The following is a 17,741-nucleotide window of genomic DNA, read 5'->3' on the forward strand; positions in this document are numbered from 1 at the left end:
TGTGCGTCAGCCGTACAGCCAGTCCTCGTACTTTTCGTGCAAGTTGCACGAGCCGTTCGTCAACCTCAACGATCGTGGGTTACGGCAGTGACGGTGCTCGACACGCGACCTGGCATCCGCCGGGCCCGACGAGGGGAGATGGCACACATGTGGGGGAACGTCGCACCGCGCGTCGCCGAACTGTCGCCATTGGAACGCGTCCGGCTGCGCCGGGTCGCCATGCGCTACGCCACACACGGGTGGGAGGTCACGCCCGGGGCGTGTCTGGCCCGCAGCCGCTTCGTCTGCGGCCGGGCCGGCTGCCCCACCGTGGGCTGCCACCCCGCCCTGGAGAACTGGGAGCTGGCGGCCAGCGCCGACCCGGCCCGGGTCGCCACCTGGTGGCGCACCCGCCCGCACGGCGTGCTGCTGCCCACCGGTCGCGCCTTCGACGTGCTGGAGGTGCACGCCAACCTCGGCCGGCCCGTGCTCGACGCGGTGCAGATCCACCCGGCCGGCACCGGCGTACGCGGGCCGGTGCTGGTCACCCCCACCGGACGGTGGATGTTCCTGGTCCGCCCCGGTGATCCGCTGCGCCCCGAGTTGGAGCACTGCTTCCACGTGGTCCGGCACGGGCCGGGTTCGTGGATTCCCGCCCCACCCACCCGCCTGCCGGAGGGGCCGGTCCGCTGGGCGGTCGCCCCGGAGCAGGCCCGCTGGCAACTCCCCGACTCGTACCTCGTGCAGAACACGCTGATCGAGGCGCTGCGTGCCAACGGTGTGACGCTCGCACCCGACCTGCTCCCCGGTCACCTGCCACTGCCCCGGCGGGGCATGTGACACCACGACCGGCGGCCGATCCATCCGGTGCCCGACAGCGTCGCCGGGGCGCCGGTCCTCGTTGACAGGGGGACGGCGCGGACGAGCGCCACGAACGGGGGAACGATGTCCACCGACGACAGAGCGCCTCATCCCGGCGGCACCGAGCCGCCCCGGCGCAGCCACCCAGGACACCGCTGGGCCGGCACCCGGCCGTCCGGCTCGCGCCCCGGTCGCCCCCGCCCCACCGGTTCCCGTCCCGCCGGCACGCACCGCCCGCTCCGCTAGTCGGTCAGCGGGAGGCTGACCGAGTGGTACTGCCGGGCGTCGTCGGTGACGACGGCGTGGGTGTGGTCGTCGAGGCGGTCCAGCCAGCCGATCCCGGTGACGCCCATGGCCAGGGCGGCGGTGGCGTACGCGTCGGCCACGCCCAGGTCGGTGCCGACCACCGTCACCGACCGTAGCCCACCGGCCGGCACGCCCCGGCGCGGATCCAGCACGTGCCGTCCCCGCTCGTACACGCCGGAGGTGGCCACGGCCAGGTCCGTCCCGGTGAGCACCAGGCAGGTCGCCATGGCCTCCCACGGGTGCCGGATGCCGATTCGCCACGGCTCCCCCGACGGGGACAGGCCCCGCACCCGCACGTCGCCGCCGGCGTTCAGGCAGTGGTTGCCGGCCCCGGCGGCGAGCAGCCGGTCGGAGGCGACCTGCGCGGCCCAACCCTTCACGAACCCGGACGGGTCGAGCCGGCCGGTGGCGTAGGCGTCGAAGAACCCGTCGGTGGCGCCCCACAGGTCGGCGCACGCCTCCAGCACGAACCGCAGGTCCGCCGACGCTTCAGAGAGCAGCACCTCACCCCGGTCGAAGCGGCACACCTCGCTGTCCGGCTTGTACGTGCTGAACCGGCCGTCCACCTCCCGCATCCAGGCGAAGACGTCGTCCGCCAGCTCGCGCAGGGTCGCCGGTGGCAGGTCGTCGGCGAGGTCGAGCGTGATCGTCGTACCCATGATCTGCTCGACCCGGCACAACCCCGGACGGATCAGCGCCGCCGGCACGTCAGAACGCCTGCTCGATGGCGGCCCGCAGGGACTGCTTGTAGGCGTTGCTGGTCGCGGTGGCACCGGAGACGGTGTTGAGGTTGGCGTTCTGCTTCCGCACCACCTCGCCGCCGCTGCCGTCGTAGCTGCTGCGGACGTCGCCGCTGTGGATGTCGGACTCACCCCCGCTGGGCAGGGACAGCGCCACGGCGTCGACGATCCGGTTGCCGGAGACGACGATCTGGACCTGGACGTACCCGTACGTCTCGCTGCCGTCCTTGGCGTCGAAGCCGGCTCCGGTGACCCGGCGGGTGGTCGACTGCGGCGCCTTGGTGGTGGTCCGTGGGGCGCTGGGGGCCTTCGTGGTCGTCTTGGTGCCGGACGGGCGGGCGGTGGTGGTCTTGGTGGGTGTGGGCGACGAGGGCGCGCCGGGGGCCGCCGACGGCGTCGAGGCGGCCGCCGCCGGATCGGCGGCGGGTTCGGCGCTCGGGTCGGCGCCCGGTCCGGCGGGGTTGACCGGTTGCCCGCTCGGCAGGTTCTGGGCGACCTGGGTGGCCTCCGGTGAACCCTTGAGCACCACCAGCGCGGTGGTGCTGGCGGCCAGGCCGGTGATCGCGAGGAACGCGCGACGCATGCGATGCCCTCCTACAACTCGAAGGTGGCCAGGTGGATCTGCCGGCGGGGGACGCCGGCCCGGCGCAGGGCGCGCACCGACTGTTCCACCAGCCCGGGCGGCCCGCAAAGGTAGACGTCGCGTCGGGCCACGTCGGGCACCAGTTGACGCAACCCGTCGGGGCTCATCAGCTGGCGGGGGCCGGGGTCGTCGCGGGAGCCGATGACGTACCAGAGGGAGGTGTCGCGTTCCTGGGCCAGCCAGTCCAGCTCCCGGCTGAGCAGCACGTCGGCCGGTGTGCGGGCCCGGTAGATGAGCGCGGCGCCCGGCGGCAGCTCCTCCAGCATGGCCCGGATCGGCGTGATGCCGCTGCCGCCGGCGATCAGCAGCGCCCGTTCGCGGACCCGGTGCGCGGCGGTGAAGGTGCCCGAGGGGCCCTGCGCCCAGACCCGGGTGCCCTGGTCCAGGTCGCGCAGGTCCGCCGTGTGCGTGCCGACCACCTTGACGGTGAGCCGCAGCCAACGGCCGTTGGCCGCGGCGGAGACGGAGAACGGGTGCGACTGCCACCAGCAGCCGCGGGTGAGGAACCGCCAGCGGAAGTGCTGACCGCCGAGCATCGCCAGCCGGTCGAGTCGCTCGCCGGTGAGGTAGATGGAGACGGTGTCCGGGCTCTCCGCGACCACGTCGGCGACCCGCAGCTGGTGACGCAGGTTGAACGCCAGCGGCGCGATCACCCGACCCCAGAGCAGGGCGGCGACCACCAGCACGTACATCGCGATCCAGCCGGTGCGTACCGGACCGGGCCGGTAGAGCTGCGCGCCGTGGGTGAACTGGTGCCCGAACCCGAGCAGCAGCACCAGATAGCTGGACCGGTGCAGCAGGTGCCACATCTCGTAGGGCAGCGCGCGCCGGATCACCCGGATGCTGCTGAACCCGATCAGCATCATGATGCCGGCGGCGACGAACGCCGAGACCATGTCCTCGTATTCGCCGAGGAGCGTGCCCACCTCGGCGAGGATCGACTGCTTACGCAGTTCGGAGTACCCGGCGAGGATCAGCGACAGGTGCGCCAGCACCGCGACCAGCAGGGTGGCACCGACATCGCGGTGCCAGCGGCTCAGGTGTTCGCCGCCGATCCAGCGCTCCAGCACCGACAGCCGGCTCATCATCAGCACCTGCACGAGCAGCAGGTAGCCGGCGACCAGGCCGGTGATCCGACCTGCCGCGCTGAGGGTGGCCGCGGTGGACTTCAGCGAACCGGCGGGGGTGCCCAGCCACCAGGGCAGCACGCTGGCGAGCAACCCGACCAGGAGCAGCGCGGCCAGCAGCCGCCGGCCGCCGGGTCCGCGCCGGGCCGGGATCTGCGGGGGTACGGGTACCGCCGACCGGCCGCCGTGCCGGGACGAGGTCCCGGTGCGGCGGCCGGCGGCGTGGGTGTGCGAATGCGTCACGCGTACAGCTTCATCGGGGCGTACTTCTGGCGGGGGAAGACCTTGTCGACCTCCGCGTTGGTGAGCCCGAACCGGCCCTGCGCGACCGCGCCGTAGACGTTGAACATGTTGTTGTACTCCGGCACGTCACCGGAGTCCAGCTTGTCCAGACCGTTCCAGGTGCCCAGCAGCGAGCCGGCCAGCTTCTTGCCGGACAGGATGGTGACCACGCCGCCGTGCCCGTGGTCGGTGCCGCCGCCGTTGGAGCCGACCCGGCGGCCGAACTCGCTGGACACCATGATCGTCACGTCGGCGGCCTGCGGGCCGAGGTCGGTGAAGAACGCGGCCATCGCGCTGGCCAGCTCGTTCAACCGGCGGTGCAGTTGACCACCCTCACGGGTGCCCTGGTTCTCGTGGGTGTCGTAGCCACCCATCCCGACCGTGGCGACCCGCACGTTGGCGCCACCCTTGATGAGCTGCGCGAGCTGCTGGAACGCGTTGCCGACGCCCTCGTACTTGACGCCCTCGACGGGCTGGTACGGCTTGGCGGCGAGCTTCTGCGCGGTGGCCAGCGCCCCCATGCCCTCCTGCACGGCCTCCTCGACCGGGTGGTTGATCCCGGTGAAGAGCCCCTTGATGGCCTTCTCGGTGGCGGCCCGGAACCGATCGTCACCGTTGAGCCGCAGGGAGCCGACGTTGTTCAGCGAGATCGCGCCGTTGTTGCCGACCAGCGAGCGGGGCAGCGTGCTGCCGATGCCGACGCTGCGGAACGCGGTGCCCTTGCCGAGGTTGTCGACCAGTCCGTCGAGCCAACCCCGGCCGCCGGTCTCGTTGGGCAGCCCGCCCAGGTTGCAGGCGTCCGCGGCCTGGAAGTGGCTGCGCGACAGCCGCTCGTCGGACACGGCCGGGATGAAGCCCAACTGGCCGGCCGTGAGCCACTTCTCCAGCGGCTTGAACGCGCTGGTCAGCTTGAAGCCGCGGCCCAGGGCCAGCGAGTCGTTGCCGAGCAGCAGGTCGGGGCGGGCCTTGGCGAGCACCGGGTCGTTGTCCGGCGCGATCAGGCTCAGCCCGTCCAGCCCGCCGTAGAGGAAGACGTGGATCAGGGTGCCGGTCTTGGTCGCCGCGAACGACGCCGAGGTGGTGACGAACTGGGCGGTGGCCAGCGCGGTGGCGGTGGCCGCCGCACCGGCGACGAAGGTACGCCGGGTGACGCCGCGACCGTCCTGCTGGGCCTCCTCCAGGTCCTCCAGGGTGCGGTAACGATCGGCCTCGGCCGCGTTCTCGGCGGCGACCAGGTCGGCCTCGGCGCGCAGCAGGGCCTCGGTCGGGTTGTCCGCCAGCCGCCGCAGGTCGGGGCATTCGGGGTGCAGGGGGAATGAGTTGTACACAGTCGTCTCCATCGGGTGCCTCACCGGAGGTGGTGCTGGGGGGAAGCGAGGATCGCCCGCGCGACGGCGGTGATGGCCCCGTTGAACGTGGCGTCGACCTTGGCGGTCGCCGAAACACCGGCCACGCCCAGGATCAGGTTCTTCTCCCGGGTGCTCAGCTTCTGGTTCACCAGGCGCTGGGCGAGCGCGTCCACGTACGCGCCGGCCGTCGCCGGCGGCTTGGCGACCAACTTCTCCGGCGCCGTGAACGTGAAGGTGGTCCGGTAACCGGCGACGATCTCACCGGCCTCGTTCCAGCCGTTGAGCATGGTGCCGGCCGACGTCCACGCGACGTAGACGTCCGGGTACCCGTCGGGGGTGGGCTGGCCCATCGGGAAGTGGCCCAGCTCGCGCATCTTGTCGTGGATCTGCCGCAGGCCCCGGGCGTACGGGGTGCGCTTGTTGTCACCGTTGTTGTGCTTCGGCGACGCGTCCGGCGACACACCCAGGGTGCGGTACGTGGCGACCAGGTACTCCATCGGCCGGCGCACCTTCTGACCGACGGCGGCCCAGAACTCCGAGGAGCTGAACAGCGTCATCAGCACGGGCTTGATCATGCCCTTGTTGGTGGTGTACGTCTTCGCCAGCCGGTCCACCAGGGACTTCGGCGGGGTGTCCGACACGAACCGGGTGGCCAGGCTCTGCGCCACGTACTTCGCGGTCGACGGGTGCATCGCGATGTAGGTGATGTACGCGTCGATGGCCGCTTCGGCCTTCTTCGGGTCCGACGAGTTGTTGGCGTGGGTGAAGCCGAGGATCTTCACCTTGCCGACATAGTGCTGCTCGGGCCGGAAGACGTACTTGCCCTTGTCGTCGACACCGCGGCCGGTCTGCAGCATGGCCGCCTGCCGGACGTCCGGCTCCTTGTAGCCGCCGTCGACGCCGACCGAGTACAGCTCCAGGTTCTCCCGGGCGAGGTTCTCGTTGATGGCGTCCTTGCGGGAGTCCTTCTGGTTCAGGTAGATCAGCAGCGCGGGGTGCTTGTTCGCGGCGACCAGCATCTCCGGGTAGCTGCCCAGGGCGTGCTTGCGCACGACGTCCTTGTCGAACGAGTTGCGGTACACCTCGCCGCCGTCGAAGTCGGCGGCCACGTGCAGGAAGTCGTTCCAGAAGTCGACCATGACCTCGAACAGCTGGCGCTTGGACCAGATCTGCCGGGCGATGGTGGCGTCGACCATTTCCCGCTCCGGCTGGGCGCCCTGCTCGTTGAGCTGGTCCCGCTGGGCGCGCAACTGCTGCACGTCGAGCTTCTGGGTGGGCAGCTCGGCGAGCTTCAACTCGGCCTTGCTCGGCTCCAGCTTGTCCGGTTCCATCTGGGCGCGGATCCAGCCGTCGATGCCCAGCTTCTTGATGTCGGCGACCACGGCCGGCGTCGCGCCGAAGGTGGTCCGGCGGGCCAGGTGCAGGATCGGGTCCTTGGCCAGCACCGTCTTGACGGTCACCTGGGTCTCCGCCGCCGCGGCGGCGGGGCCGGAGAAGGTCCGGCCGCCGGTGGGCGCGTTCTTCTTCAGCGCCTCGCCGGCGCGGGAGCCCATGTAGCTCTCGTTCTGCTCGGTGTAGGTGCGCACCGTGCTGGGCTGCTGGCCGCTGGGCCGCGCCGCGGTGCCGTCGGTCACCGTGCTGCCGGTCGCGTCACCGGCCGCCTCGTCACCGAAGAGGCTGCGGATCTGCGGGGTCATGGCGAGGGCCGCGCCACCGGCCACGACGGCGGCGGTGCCACCGATCGCGACCATGGCCCTGCGCCGGCCGACCTTGCGGCCCGGCTCATCGTCATCGTCCAGGGTGGGCAGTCCGGTGCCGGCGGTGCGGGCGGGGGCCGGGCGGCCGAGGCCCTCCGGGCCGACCCACTGCGGCCCACGCGGGGCGGGGGCGGGCTGTGCGTAGCCGTCGCCGTACTGCTCGCGCGGGTCGGCCTGCGCCGGGTAGCCGCCCTGATAGGGGTGGGGCGTGTCGTACCCGTACGACGCGGACGGGTGGTGCTCGGCGTACCCGTCCGCGGTGTGGTGCTGGCGTCCGTCCCAACCGCGGTCGTCCCGCGGTCGGCGTGGTGGCACATTCTGGTCGGCCATGTACCAATCCCGATTTCTGATGAGCGCCGGAAGCTGCGACCGGGCAGGTGCGGCAGGTGCGGCGACTGTTGCCTGAGGGGGTTGCTACGGCAAGGTAACCAAGCGCTCAGGTGCCTTCAAGGCAGCCCGAACGCCCTCGTGCGGGCACTTAAGACAGCCCTCAGTACGACATCCGCGCCGGGCCGCGCGCCGAGGCGGGCCGCGCACCTTCTCAGCAGGGCGTACGTGCGGCAGCCGGGCACGGATCGGACCGCGCGGTCGTACGCGGCACTTTCCGCGCGGTTCGGCACCACAGGCAAACTTAAGGTTCGGATAAGCCAGACGTGAAGTGCTCTCGCGCGAGGGAAAAGTACCAGCAGCGGGTGAGCGTGAGCGGCCACCGCAGCGGGTATGCCGCCGGACCGCTGAACGCGTGAGGGGAAGGCAGCGCCATGCTCAGCAAAGAGGATCAGCGCAGGTTCGACCAGATCACCCGTCAGCTCCGCGAGAGTGACCCGGCCTTCTTCGCCCGGCTGGACCATCGGGTCCGGGCCCGACGGGGCCGTTATCTGATGTTGTTGACGATCGTGCTGTGGGCGTCGCTGCCGGCGATGACCGTGTTCGCCGGCCGGCTCGCCGGGGCGATCTGCGCGGTGGTGCTGGTGGCGAACGCCGCGATCATGTGGCGATTCCGTCGCCGGTGGACGTGACGGCTCAGCCGGTGCACGTGACGGCTCAGCGGTCGGCCGGGCCGAACGCCCGGTACGCGCGGCGCAGCCGTTCGAGCAGCCCCGGCCCGCCGATGCTCGGCGCCGGTGGGCCGAGCTGACGCAGCAGCAGGTCGGGGCCGGTCGCCAGTCGGGGCGGCCGGTCGGGCAGCGGCACGGGCGGTGACCAGAACCGGTCCAGGGCCTGTGTCATCGGGGTCGCCGAGAGGCCGGTGAGGGCGCGGGCCGTACCGGCCGGTGTCGTGTCCACCAGGGACGGTTCGATGTCCAGGGTGGATGGTCCGGGTGGCGCCGGCGTGCCGGTGGCCTCGGCGCGGCGGGCGCGGAGCGCGTCGAGCAGCTGGGCCCGGGATCGGCCGCGCCAGTGCAGCAGCTCGAACGGATCGGCGTCGAACGCCTCGGCCAGGAGATAGAACGTGGCCGCGAGGTGCTTGCACGGCACGGCGAAGTCGGGGCAGTTGCACCGCTGGGTCAACTCGTCCACCCCGGCCGGGAACAGCGGCGCGCCGGCGGCGACGAACAGCTCCTCCAGCTCGTCGGGCAGGTCCCCGGCGAGCAACCGGGCGCTGAAGAACGCCTGTCCGGCCAACTCCTCCTCGATCCGGGTCCAGAGCGCGGCCGGGAACGGTGACAGCGCGATGGAGACCTCGTACGGCCGCGGTCGGGAGCCCTGCACCTCGGCGCTGACCCGCCCCGGCGCGATGTCGAGGCGGAGCACCTGACCGGCCCGCGCGTACGACCGGCCCCGCGTCAGCCGGGTGCCGAGCGCGAACGACTCGAGCACCTCCAGGAAGCGCCGCGACCACCAGGACCGGCCGATCGCCCCTCGGGCGCTGCGCGCCCGCAGTCCACCGTCGACCCGGCGGGGACGGCCGTAGTCGGCGAAGCGGTCGGTGCTCATCACTCCACCACCGCTCCGGCCTCCAGGCTGAACAGGTCACGCAGCTGCCCGGTGGACAGCTCGGTGATCCACTGCTCGCCGGTGCCGACCACCCGCTCGGCGAGGTTGCGCTTGTCGGCGATCAGCGCGGCCACCTTCTCCTCCACCGTGCCGGCGCAGACGAACTTGCGGACCTGCACCCGCCGACGCTGCCCGATCCGGAACGCCCGGTCGGTGGCCTGGTCCTCCACCGCTGGGTTCCACCAGCGGTCCACGTGCACCACGTGGTTCGCGGCGGTCAGGGTGAGCCCGGTGCCGCCGGCCTTGAGGGAGAGGACGAACAGCGGCGGGCCGTCCGCCGACTGGAAACGCTCGACCATGGCGTCCCGTTCGGCCTTGCCGAGGCCGCCGTGCAGGAACAGCACCTCCCGGCCGAAGCGCGCCGACAGGTGGCCGCGCAGCATCGCGCCGAACTCGGCGTACTGGGTGAACAGCAGCGCCCGCTCCCCCGCCGCCAGGACCTCCTCCAGGATCTCGGTCAGCCGGGCCAGCTTGCCGGAGCGGCCCTCCAACGGTGAGCCGTCGCGCAGCAGCTGGGCGGGATGGTTGCAGACCTGCTTGAGGCGGGTCATGGTGGCCAGCACCAGCCCGCGTCGTTCGATGCCGTCGCTGGTCTCGATCCGGGCGAGCATGTCGTCGACCACCACCCGGTACAGGGCGGCCTGCTCGGCGGTGAGGTTGCAGAGCACCTCCATCTCCAGCTTTTCCGGCAGATCGGAGATGATCGACGAGTCGGTCTTGAGCCGGCGCAGCACGAATGGGCCGGTGATCCGGCGCAGCCGCTCGGCCGCCTCGGCGTCGCCGTGCCGCTCGATCGGCTCGGCGAACCGCTTGCGGAACGTCGCGGCCGGCCCGAGCAGGCCCGGGTTGGCGAACTGCATGATCGACCAGAGGTCGGCGAGCCGGTTCTCCACCGGTGTGCCGGTCACCGCCACCCGCTGCCGGGCGGGCAGCGCGCGGACCGCCTCGGCCTGCCGGGTGGACGCGTTCTTGATCGCCTGCGCCTCGTCCACCACCACCCGGTGCCAGTCGATGCCGGCCAGGTCGGCGGCGTCGCGGGCGGCCACCGAGTAGGTGGTGAGGACCAGGTCCGCGCCGTGTGCGGCCGCGGTGAACTCCGCCCCCCGCGCCCGCTCCGCACCATGGTGTACGTGCACACGCAGCTCCGGGGTGAATCGGCCCGCCTCCCGCTGCCAGTTGCCGACCAGTGACATCGGACAGACCAGCAGTGTCGGCCCGGCGTCCGGTGGATCCCCGGCCAGCAGCGCGAGCAGTTGCACGGTCTTGCCCAGTCCCATGTCGTCGGCGAGCACACCGCCCAGGCCGAGCGACCGCAGGAAGGCCAGCCACGCCAACCCCCGCTGCTGGTACGGCCGCAGCGTGCCCCGGAAGCCGGGCGGCGGGTCCAGTGGGGTGAGCCGCCGTTCGACGGCACCGGCGAGCAGATCGCCCAGCGCCCCGTCGGCGGTCACCTCCAGCACCGGCAGCGCCCCGGTGTCGTCGCCGTCGGTCAGCCCGAGGCGGAGCAGGTCGGCGACGGTCAGCTCCCCCGCCGAGCGGAGCAGGCGCAGGCCCGCGGCGAGCCGGCTCGGGTCCAGCTCCACCCACCGGCCGCGCAGCCGCACCAGCGGGGTCTTCAGCTCAGCCAGCGCCGCCAACTCGTCGGCGGTCAGCGGCTGGTCGCCGAGCGCCACCTCCCAGCGGTAGTCGACCAGGGCGTCCAGTCCGACGCCGGCGTCCACACTGGCCACCGTGCCGGGCGCGGTGCGGCTGCGGGCGCGCAGTCGGGCCCCGAGTCGTGCCGACCGGCGCTGCCACCAGGACGGCAGCAGCACCCCGAACCCGGCGGCGTGCAGCACCGGGGCACCCTCGCTGAGGAAGCGGTGGGCGCCCTCGACGTCCAGCTCCATCGCCTCGGGGGCGGCGGTGCGCAGCGCGGAGTCCAGGTCCGGCCAGAGCCGGCTGGCCCGGCCCAGCTCGGCGAGCAGCGTCTCCTGCGGGCTCGCCGTACGGCCGGCGAGGCCGGCGAGGGTCTGCGGTGCCCGCCAGACCTGCCCGGCGTCGACGTGCAGGCCCGGCTCGTCGGCCGGCTGCAACCCGAACTCCAGCCGCCACCGCCCGGCACCGGCGGCGTCCACCAGCGACGGCACGGTGTGGACCGCCGTCGGCACGGTGTCCGCCGCCGTCGGCACGGAGTCGGCCGCCGTCGGCACGGTGTCCACCGCCGTCGGCACGGTGTCCACCGCCGTCGGCACGGAGTCGGCCGCCGTCGGCACGGTGTCCACCGCCGTCGGCACGGCGTTCACCGCCGTCGGCACGGAGTCGGCCGCCGTCGGCACGGAGTCGGCCGCCGTCGGCACGGAGTCGGCCGCCGTCGGCACCGTGGCGGCCGGGCGGGTGGCCAGGATCGGTTCGGTCACCTCGTCGGGGGCCGGTTCCACCAGGCGGAAGCTGGCCCGCACCGGGCCGCCTGCGGCGTCGCGCTGCCAGGTGTCCAGCTCGCCGCGCAACGTGTCCAGCGCCGCCGGATCGACGGTGAACTCGCGGTGCGGGCCGGCGAGCGCGGCCAGCCAGGCCGGTGCCGGGCCGCCCGGGCGCACCCCGCGGGCCAGCGTGGTGGTCGCGAGGGCGGCCCGCGCGGCGGCGTCGGTCAACGCGTCCAACGCGTCCGCGACCAGCGCCTCGGCCGCCAGTTCGGTGCCGTCGGGGCCAGCCGTGGCCCGGGCGGCGGGCGGCAGGGCCAACGCCAGCGACCGCGCCCAGCCGGCGTCGGTGCCGGTCAGCAGTGGACGCCACACCGCCCGTGCGGTCACCACAGCGCCGTCCCCGGCCGACAGCGGTCCGGCCGCCCGCGCGGTCACCTCGGCCCCATCCCCGGCCAGCAGCGGTCCAGCCACCCGCGCGGTCGCCTCAGTGTCAGGACCCGTCGTGCTGACGCCCGGGAGGACGCGGCCCCGGGCCACCAGGTCGGTGGCGAAGTCGGCCAGCTCGGCGAGGTGGCGCAGGGTCGCGCCGGGCACCACCGGGACGTCGTCCAGGGCACGCAGCAGCGGCAGCGCGTCGTCCGGGGCGTACACCAGGATGGGCACCCGCCACCCGGCCAGGGTGAGCCGGCCGCGGGCCGGGGGTGCGACGGCGGTCCGGATCAGCTCGGGTGAGTCGGTCGGCGCGCCCGCCCGGGTGGGCAGGGTGACCAGCGCGGTGTCCGGACGGGCCGGCTCGGCGGCGTCGGCGAGGGCGGCGACCAGGTCGGCGTGCCCGGCGGCGAAGGGGTGCGGGCGTTCCCGGGGCGGCCGGCCGGAGCGGGTCGGAGCGGGAGCGGCGCCGCTGTCCTCGCCCCAGACGGCGAGGCCGCCGGCCGAGCCGTCGCCGGGCAACCACAGCCCGTGGATGACCAGCACCTGCTCCCCCTCGTCGCCGCCCGCGCCCAGGATAGGCGGCCTCGTGGACGAGCTTCCGCACCCCACCTACGCGATCTTGGACTTTGTGTCGACGTTGTGCGTGAAAGGCACCTTTCGCCGCGACAAAAAGTGCAAGATTGCGTGGGGTGGAGGTGGGGGTTACGACGGGTTAGCGTCGGGGGCATGGTTGACCTGGTCGTTGTTGGCGGACTTGGGGTCGACGTGCGGGTGCGGGTGCCGGCGCTGCCGTTACCGGCCGCTGATTCGCACACCGTCGAGCCGATCGAGCTGCGGATCGGCAACACCGGCGCCGGGGTGGCGCTCGCCGCCACGGCGGTTGGCCTGCGGGTACGGGTGGTGGACACCCTCGGCGCGGACCCCCGCCCCAGCCCACCGGGGCCGGCGGGCCAGACCGGGCCGAGCGTCGGATCGATCCTCTGATCCATCCACCGACCCTAGCGACGGAACAGCTCCAGCGCTGCCCCGCTAACCGCTGCGGGCGGCCGACACGACGGGCAGGATGGGCGCATGGCTTCATCCGTGCAGATCCTCCTCGTCGGCGGCACGGCGGACGGGCAGACCGTCACCGTCGAGTTGGACACCAATGGCCGCCCGCCGCTGACCCACCACCACCTCGGGTCCGGCGGCCTGGCCCAGGCGCAGATCTACGAGCTGGAAAACGCCCGTGAGGAGTCCCGCGAGTGGCGCTACCGGTGGACCGGCCCGGCGATGTGACCCGCCGGCTCAGACCCGGGTCAGGGTCTGGTTGCGCAGGCTGTCGAGCACGCCGCGGGTGACCTCGGAGGTGCCCCGGGCCTGCTCGCACACCTCCGCGACCCGTCGGGCGGTGGCGTCGGCGCGCTGCTCCCGCTCGTCCCACAGCCGGTCCACCTCGGCCAGTAGCGGGCCCTCGACCTCCCGTTCCACGCCGCGCAGCGCCGGCACACCGAGACGTTGGGCCAGGTCGAAGACCTTGCCGGCGTACGGCAGCGGCAGGAACGGTGTGCCGACCATCGCCGCGAAGATCAGGAAGTGCAGGCGCATCCCGACGGCCAGGTCGAAGTGGCGCATCAGCCCGAGGATCTGCTCCGGCGAGTACGTGCCGTGCAGGATCCGCCCCCGCTCGGCGGCGACCATGTGGGACAGCACCCCGTGCGAGTGTCGGATGTCGTCGCGTTCCATCGGCACGAACAGCACGTACGCGTCGATCCGGTGCACCAGGAAGTCACCGATCTGGGCCAGCAACCGGTGGTAGCCGTCCACGTCGAGGCGCTCGGCGGCCCGTCCCGGCTCCCGCACGCTGATGCCGACCAGGCATTTGCCGGCCGGCACACCCTCCTCGGCCAGCAGGTGGGCCGGGAAGTCGGCCGGTTCCAGGAGGAACGCCGGGTCGGCGGTGACCGTGATCGGGTTGAGCAGTCCGGCCTCCTCCAGCACCATCCGGGACTCCTGGTCCCGGACCGTCACCTGGGTGGCGCTGGCCAACGTCTCCCGGACCATGCCGGTGTCCACCGCGTCACTGAGCGGCCCGACCCCCACCGCGTACGTGATCAGGGGCAGGCCGCGCTCCTGGGCGACCCGGACGACCCGCAGGTAGCGGCGGGCCTCCCGGTCGTAGAGGATCCCGCCGCCGCCCAGGATGAGCAGGTCGAGCTGGGCCAGCACGAGAGCGGAGTCGGTGCGGCTGACGCCCTCCCAGGGCACCGCCTCGACGTCCGGATGGGCGGCCCGGGTGTGTTCCGGGTTGCGAGAGAAAACGATGATCCGGGCATTCGGTTCCTGCGTGCGCAGGTCGGTCAGCAGACCGGTGAGGATCGCCTCGTCGCCGAGGTTCCGGCCACCGTACGAGCCGAGCACACCGATGGTCAGTCCGGCGCCGTGCGTCATCCGTCGCTCCTCCCCAGGTGCGGTCTGCGCGGGTTTCCCGCTGGGCAGGTGAACAGTCCTGCCGGGGAGACCGCCCCGGGGCCGGCTCAGTCGACCGGTTCGATCCGTTTGGCCATCTGCTGGGCGGTGACCTCGAAGCCCAGGCTGCGGTACAGCCCGACCGCCACGGTGTTCGAGCCGAAGACGTTCAGTCCCAGCTCGGGTACGCCGAGTTGGGCCAGTTCGGCCTCCATGAGCTGGATCATCCGCCGTGCGTACCCGCGTCCCCGGTGCGCGGAATCCACCTCGATGTTGTGGATCCAGGCCCGGCGCTTGTCGGTCGCTCCGGCCGCTCCGGGCAGCGTCACCCAGATCCAGCCGACCTCGGTGTCGCCGACCCGGGCCACCCGCAGCAGCGCGCCCTCGGTGACCGCGCCCGCCGGCAGCAGCTGCCGAAGCTGGAGCGCGGAGTGCTCCAGGGCGGCCTGCGGGGTGAACCCGCGGTGCGCGGCCAGATCCTCGGCGTACGCCCGCTCCAGCGGCCCCAACAACCGGTCCAACTCCTGCCCGGTCATCGGTGTCAGGTGAAGTGTCACCGACCCCTCCCTTTCGTGATCACGAGGTTGACGGACGATCTGATCTCAACAATGCCCGCCAACCTCATGATCACCCCGAGGGAGGGGTTGGGGAATGGGGTTGTTGGGTCGGGCGGGACGCCCCGGCTGCTGGGCTGCGTCGACGACGGCGAGTGGGTGGCCCTGGTCTTCTCCGATGTGGAGGGTCGACACCCGGCCACGCCGTGGCGGGCCGACGAACTGAACCGCGTGCGCAACGCCCTGGAGGTGAGGGCCTGCGCGCTCACCGGCGTGCACGCCGGGCTGGCCGGGTTCTTCGCCGACAGCGCCCGGCGCCCGCCGCCGCAGGGCATCCCCACCGTCCGCGCGTTCCAGCAGGCCCAGGCCGACGCCCTGCTCCCCTGGCTGGCCCAGCGCCTGGCCTGACCCGCTGGGCCTGCCGCGGGCCGGCACCGGCCCGGTCGGTCAGCTGCGGCGGCGGTCGCGGCCCGGTGTCAGGAGGACGCCGGTGCCGACTCCAGCCGGTGCGCCAACTGCGTCAGGTCGTCGAGACGGACGTCGCCGTCGAGGCCCTTCAACGCGGCGGTCACCGCGCCGGACGCCCGCCCCGCCTCCAGCCCCACCTCGGCGTCCTCGACGACCAGGCAGCGCGCCGGCGACACGTCGAGCAGCGCGGCGGCCCGCAGGTAACCCTCCGGGTCCGGCTTGCCCGCGCGGACGTCCTCGACCGTGACCAGCACGGGAGGGTCGATGCCGGCGGCACCGAGCCGGGCCGTGGCCAGCCGGGCGTCGGCGCTGGTCACCACCGCCCAGGGCAACCCCAGCCGGGCCAGCGTCCGCAGCAGCTCGTGGGCACCGGGGGTGGGCGTCACGTCGGACAGGTCGTCGTACTGCAACGCCAACTGACGGGCCGAGGCGGCGGCGACCGCCGAATCGTCCAGCCCGGGCAGCAACCGGCGCACGGTGCGGTCGGCGGGACTGCCGTGCGCGATGGCCAGCGCCGCCACCGGGTCGGTGTCGTATTCGGCGGCCCATCGCTCCCAGGCCCGCTCGACGGCGGCGTCGGAGTCGACCAGGGTGCCGTCCATGTCGAAGAGCACCGCGTCGATGCCGGACAGATCCACGACCAGAGCATAGGGCGGTGCCCCGTTGAGCCGATCTCGGACCTCGGCGGTCGGTGGGTCAGGTGGGGGCGCCGACCGGGTGGGTGAGGAACGGCAGCACGACGGCCGGCAGGGTTGGCGCGCCGACGATGTCGGCGTGCGTATGGCCGGGCAGCACGGCCAGTCGGGCGGCGGGACGGTCGGTGCCGTCCCCTCCGGCGTCGCGGTGCCCGCCGCCGAGCAGCCCGTAGAACTCGGCCACGTGGCTGATCGGGATCGCGTCGGCGTCGGCGAAGACCAGCAACGTCGGCGTGCTCAGCCGGGCCACCTCGCCCGACCAGTCGTAGTCCCGACGCAGCAGGTCACCGCTCTTGGCCCACAGTCGCGGCCAGTCCTGCAGTCGCGGGGCGACGCGCTCGTAGAGCAGGTGCGGTGGCGTGCCGCGCATCTGTTCGCCGACCCGCTCGTCCTGGCCGGCCATGGCGGCCAGGGCCTGCGGATACCACCCGGCGCGCCGGCACGGCGTGGACACCAGCACCAGCCGCCGCACCAGCGCCGGATGCTGGATGGCGGTTCGCAACGCGACACCGCCGCCCAGTGAGTAGCCCAGCACGTCGGCCCTGGCCAGCCCGAGGAGGCCGAGGAGCGCGGCGACATCGTCGGCCATCGTCTCGTAGCGCAGCGGGCGGTCGACGTCCGCGGTGCGCCCGTGGCCCTGCAGGTCGACGGTGATCACCCGACGTCGACCGCGCAACGCCGGGACGATCGGGGCGAACATCTCCCCCGACCCGTAGCCGCCGTGCAGCAACACCAACGGCCGGCCGTCGCCGTCCGACTCGTGCCAGAGCCGCAGCCCGTTGACCTCGGCGTAGCTCACCCGGCCTCCCGCTCGTCGGCGTCACCCGTCCCGATCCAACACCGGACGAACGACGTCGACGAACACAATGCGGCGATTCGTCCGTACCTCGATCGCGGCGAGCCAACGGTCGCGATGCCGGTCCCGCAGCGGCGCTGCCGCGTCGCCCGGCTCGTCGCCGAGCCGGCGCTGGTCGGCGTACTCAGTCGTGAGACTGGCCAGCACCGACCGGGCCGCCGCCGCGACGTCCGCCGGACCCTCCAGCAACACCAGGTTGTACGCCTCGTCGACGGCGCGCATCGCCGTGTACGCCTCGTCGTAGCCGGACGTCGGCTCGCTCTTGGCAGCCTCCAGCCAGCGCCGGTCCAACTGCCGGTACGCCCGGTCGCAGGCGCTCAGGAACCCGACGTACGCCTCCCGCCGCAGCTCGTCGCGGCGGGTCGCCCGCCGCTCGGCGCTCTCCTGGCCGGCGACGGTGAGCTGATGGGCCAGTTGCCGGCGGGTGCTGAGGGCACCGACCAGCCCGGTCAGGGCCGCGGCGGCCAACGTGGACAGTGCGGTGATCAGCGCGACGGCGACGGTGTCCTGCACGCGCCCATCATCGCGTGGCCCGGGCAACGCCCCCGACGGGGAGTGCGCCTGCCGGTCGACCCCGTCCACCCTCACGTGACGCCTATTGCCGGTCGCTCTTACGGCCCACCCGGATGCCGTCAAGGCGCAGCTTCCGGTGGACCCGGTCCGCGCCGTAAGACCGATCAGTTACTGAACCCCGACGAGCCGAGCTGCGTTGTAGTTATCGCCCGTTCCTGTTCAGGAAACACCAGCCTAGTACGGCAGCCGCCATTAGCAGTCTGACCTGCTGGGATGTGGTGGGGGCGGCGTCCGACATGGACGCAGCCGCCCGTTGATCATGTGTTTG

Annotated in this window: 16 protein-coding genes and 1 pseudogene; 5 read left to right on the forward strand and 12 right to left on the reverse strand. The window is 72.9% G+C overall.

Translation table 11 applies throughout. The annotated features are described in order from the left end of the window. Nucleotides 1–147 precede the first annotated feature (147 nt). The gene (locus AB0H52_RS25865) at nucleotides 148–819 is read left to right on the forward strand and encodes a bifunctional DNA primase/polymerase (RefSeq protein WP_151489708.1); all 672 of its coding nucleotides are present in this window, start codon (nucleotides 148–150) and stop codon (nucleotides 817–819) included. 263 nt (nucleotides 820–1,082) lie between these two features. On the opposite strand, the gene AB0H52_RS25870 is transcribed toward AB0H52_RS25865, so the two are convergent. Genes AB0H52_RS25870 through AB0H52_RS25890 form a run of 5 tightly spaced genes read right to left on the reverse strand, consistent with a single transcriptional unit; the run spans nucleotide 1,083 to nucleotide 7,374 of the window. Continuing rightward, complete coding sequence (locus AB0H52_RS25870) at nucleotides 1,083–1,805, reverse strand: FAD:protein FMN transferase (protein ID WP_357950632.1); 723 nt, start codon at nucleotides 1,803–1,805, stop codon at nucleotides 1,083–1,085. Between the two features lie 49 nt (nucleotides 1,806–1,854). Beyond that, nucleotides 1,855–2,469, reverse strand: coding sequence for an FMN-binding protein (locus AB0H52_RS25875; protein ID WP_151489693.1), 615 nt, complete (start codon nucleotides 2,467–2,469; stop codon nucleotides 1,855–1,857). Nucleotides 2,470–2,480: 11 nt separating this feature from the next. Continuing rightward, entirely contained in the window at nucleotides 2,481–3,899 is a 1,419-nt protein-coding gene (locus tag AB0H52_RS25880) for a ferredoxin reductase family protein (RefSeq protein ID WP_151489694.1), read from the reverse strand. Further along, the gene (locus tag AB0H52_RS25885; RefSeq protein ID WP_151489695.1) at nucleotides 3,896–5,278 is read right to left on the reverse strand and encodes a DUF1501 domain-containing protein; all 1,383 of its coding nucleotides are present in this window, start codon (nucleotides 5,276–5,278) and stop codon (nucleotides 3,896–3,898) included. Before AB0H52_RS25885 ends, AB0H52_RS25880 begins: the two co-directional genes overlap by 4 nt. An 8-nt stretch (nucleotides 5,279–5,286) precedes the next feature. Next, nucleotides 5,287–7,374 (reverse strand): DUF1800 domain-containing protein, encoded by a 2,088-nt coding sequence (locus AB0H52_RS25890; RefSeq protein WP_357950611.1) that lies wholly within the window; start codon nucleotides 7,372–7,374, stop codon nucleotides 5,287–5,289. Between the two features lie 431 nt (nucleotides 7,375–7,805). On the opposite strand from AB0H52_RS25890, the gene AB0H52_RS25895 reads away from it, so the two are divergent. Beyond that, nucleotides 7,806–8,063, forward strand: coding sequence for a DUF3040 domain-containing protein (locus AB0H52_RS25895; protein ID WP_139586530.1), 258 nt, complete (start codon nucleotides 7,806–7,808; stop codon nucleotides 8,061–8,063). Between the two features lie 25 nt (nucleotides 8,064–8,088). Here the strand turns inward: AB0H52_RS25895 and AB0H52_RS25900 are convergent, their stop codons facing one another. Further along, on the reverse strand, nucleotides 8,089–8,982 hold the full coding sequence (locus AB0H52_RS25900; protein ID WP_357950614.1) for an SWIM zinc finger family protein: 894 nt from the start codon (nucleotides 8,980–8,982) through the stop codon (nucleotides 8,089–8,091). Beyond that, entirely contained in the window at nucleotides 8,982–12,422 is a 3,441-nt protein-coding gene (locus tag AB0H52_RS25905; RefSeq protein WP_357950616.1) for an SNF2-related protein, read from the reverse strand. The genes AB0H52_RS25900 and AB0H52_RS25905 overlap by 1 nt, the downstream gene beginning before the upstream one ends. A 183-nt stretch (nucleotides 12,423–12,605) precedes the next feature. On the opposite strand from AB0H52_RS25905, the gene AB0H52_RS25910 reads away from it, so the two are divergent. After that, nucleotides 12,606–12,863 (forward strand): hypothetical protein, encoded by a 258-nt coding sequence (locus AB0H52_RS25910; RefSeq protein WP_357950619.1) that lies wholly within the window; start codon nucleotides 12,606–12,608, stop codon nucleotides 12,861–12,863. Nucleotides 12,864–12,950: 87 nt separating this feature from the next. Continuing rightward, nucleotides 12,951–13,157, forward strand: a complete 207-nt coding sequence (locus tag AB0H52_RS25915; RefSeq protein ID WP_151489699.1) for a hypothetical protein — start codon at nucleotides 12,951–12,953, stop codon at nucleotides 13,155–13,157. A 9-nt stretch (nucleotides 13,158–13,166) separates the two neighbouring features. On the opposite strand, the gene AB0H52_RS25920 is transcribed toward AB0H52_RS25915, so the two are convergent. Beyond that, on the reverse strand, nucleotides 13,167–14,309 hold the full coding sequence (locus AB0H52_RS25920) for a polysaccharide pyruvyl transferase family protein (protein ID WP_357950622.1): 1,143 nt from the start codon (nucleotides 14,307–14,309) through the stop codon (nucleotides 13,167–13,169). A gap of 86 nt (nucleotides 14,310–14,395) precedes the next feature. Next, the gene (locus AB0H52_RS25925; RefSeq protein WP_357950625.1) at nucleotides 14,396–14,884 is read right to left on the reverse strand and encodes a GNAT family N-acetyltransferase; all 489 of its coding nucleotides are present in this window, start codon (nucleotides 14,882–14,884) and stop codon (nucleotides 14,396–14,398) included. A 120-nt stretch (nucleotides 14,885–15,004) separates the two neighbouring features. Here AB0H52_RS25925 and AB0H52_RS25930 point away from each other — a divergent pair. Beyond that, nucleotides 15,005–15,289 (forward strand): annotated as a pseudogene (locus tag AB0H52_RS25930) (hypothetical protein); the annotation flags it as partial. Between the two features lie 68 nt (nucleotides 15,290–15,357). Here AB0H52_RS25930 and AB0H52_RS25935 read toward each other — a convergent pair. From AB0H52_RS25935 to AB0H52_RS25945, 3 genes are read right to left on the reverse strand one after another with little or no spacing between them, the layout of a single operon-like run. Continuing rightward, on the reverse strand, nucleotides 15,358–15,987 hold the full coding sequence (locus tag AB0H52_RS25935; RefSeq protein WP_278121624.1) for an HAD-IA family hydrolase: 630 nt from the start codon (nucleotides 15,985–15,987) through the stop codon (nucleotides 15,358–15,360). A 58-nt stretch (nucleotides 15,988–16,045) separates the two neighbouring features. Continuing rightward, nucleotides 16,046–16,843, reverse strand: coding sequence for an alpha/beta hydrolase (locus AB0H52_RS25940; protein ID WP_151489703.1), 798 nt, complete (start codon nucleotides 16,841–16,843; stop codon nucleotides 16,046–16,048). Between the two features lie 21 nt (nucleotides 16,844–16,864). Continuing rightward, a complete protein-coding gene (locus AB0H52_RS25945; RefSeq protein WP_151489704.1) occupies nucleotides 16,865–17,413 on the reverse strand; it encodes a hypothetical protein in 549 nt (182 codons plus the stop codon). Between the last annotated feature and the right edge of the window lie 328 nt (nucleotides 17,414–17,741).

The organism is Micromonospora sp. NPDC050695 (genome assembly GCF_040654415.1).
GTDB lineage: Bacteria > Actinomycetota > Actinomycetes > Mycobacteriales > Micromonosporaceae > Micromonospora.